Origin of the sequence: Parasphingopyxis lamellibrachiae (assembly GCF_003385775.1) — a bacterium.
Lineage (GTDB): Bacteria > Pseudomonadota > Alphaproteobacteria > Sphingomonadales > Sphingomonadaceae > Parasphingopyxis > Parasphingopyxis lamellibrachiae.
The window spans coordinates 1-1,394 of the sequence record NZ_QRDP01000003.1 but is presented as its reverse complement, the minus strand read 5'-3'; the positions used below and the strand labels follow the sequence as shown (position 1 = coordinate 1,394).

General features: G+C 59.0%; 1 protein-coding gene. It reads left to right on the top strand.

Annotation, left to right across the window (positions count from 1 at the left end; all coding sequences use genetic code 11):
• The first annotated feature begins 95 nt into the window (after positions 1-95).
• Positions 96-1,118: an IS110 family RNA-guided transposase gene (locus DFR46_RS00030; protein ID WP_116234600.1), complete on the top strand. Its 1,023-nt coding sequence runs from the start codon at positions 96-98 to the stop codon at positions 1,116-1,118.
• Positions 1,119-1,394 lie beyond the last annotated feature (276 nt).

Sequence of the window (1,394 nt, the reverse complement as noted above, 5' to 3'; positions counted from 1 at the left end):
GTTAACGTGATGGTGTGGATGGCTCCACCCCGACGGCATCATGATGTGCCATGCTGGTGCTGTTTGAGACCAACTAATGGAAGGAGCCATCCACTATGGATATTACTACACTCGGAATCGATCTCGCCAAGTCCGTCTTTCAGCTTCACGGCGTTGACGCTGTCGGCACGGTAGTTCTGAAGAAAAAGCTGAGGCGCGGTGTTGTGCTTGATTTCCTTGGGAAGCTGCCACCCTGCCTGATCGGCATGGAAGCTTGTGCGACATCGAATTACTGGGCGCGCGCGATTACGGCCCTTGGTCACGAGGTGAAGCTGATCCCACCGGCTTACGTAAAGCCCTATGTCAAACGGCAAAAGAATGATGCGGCGGATGCAGAAGCGATCTGCGAAGCCGTTACCCGGCCCAATATGCGCTTCGTGCCGCTCAAGAGTGCGGGCCGGCAGGGTGTGCTGGTGTTGCACCGAACTCGCGACCTGTTGATGCGGCAGCGCACCATGATGCTGAATGCGATCCGGGGCCATTTGGCAGAGTTCGGGGTTATTGCTGCGCAAGGCTCGCGCAATGTCATGGCGTTGATCGCACAGCTCCAAACGGAAGGCAGGTTCGACCTGCCGGACATCGCCCGATCGGCGCTATTGGGGTTGGCGGCACAACTTGCGTCTCTGACCGCCGAGATTCGCGCCCTTGAGCGGCGCCTCATGGCCTGGCACCGCGAGGATGCAACAAGTCAGCGGCTTGAGACGATCCCCGGCGTCGGGATCATCACGGCCACCGCGCTTTCGGCAAGTATTCCTGATCCCTCGGTCTTCAAATCTGGCCGGCAGTTTGCGGCCTTCCTGGGATTGGTGCCACGACAGAACTCGTCGGGTGGCAAGGACAGGCTGGGACGCATCTCGAAGATGGGTGACGGCTACCTGCGCCGATTGCTCGTCGTTGGCGCCACTTCGGTGATCCGAAGAGCCGGGACCAACGAAACGGCTACGGGGAGCTGGGTGCGATCCCTGCTGGAGCGCAAACCCGCGCGGGTTGTCACGGTGGCGATGGCCAACAAGACCGCGCGCATCGCTTGGGTCGTGCTGAACCGTGGGGAGGTATATCGCGGCTCGCCTGCGGTATGAGTTAATCGGAATAGCGGCGCAAATTGCGGCCGCGCAGAACTGTGAGGGCAAGAGATGAGTGATGATGATCAACAGGGACCGCAAACGGGACATCCCGCAGCATTGTCAGGGCGTTAAAGCTCGATAACGTGATAGGGGACCCGATACGCGGACTTCATCAAGGCCAGCGGTCATTTGCTCCGCGTCAACAGGCCGGACACATGACCGCAACCCGCATTGATCAAAATCAACCAACAATACCCTTGCAGAAACGGAGCCATCCACACATGACAATGC

Excerpts from the sequence above, each read along its gene's own strand:
- DFR46_RS00030 (WP_116234600.1), top strand. The coding sequence starts at position 96 with ATGGATATTACTACACTCGGAATCGATCTCGCCAAGTCCGTCTTTCAG.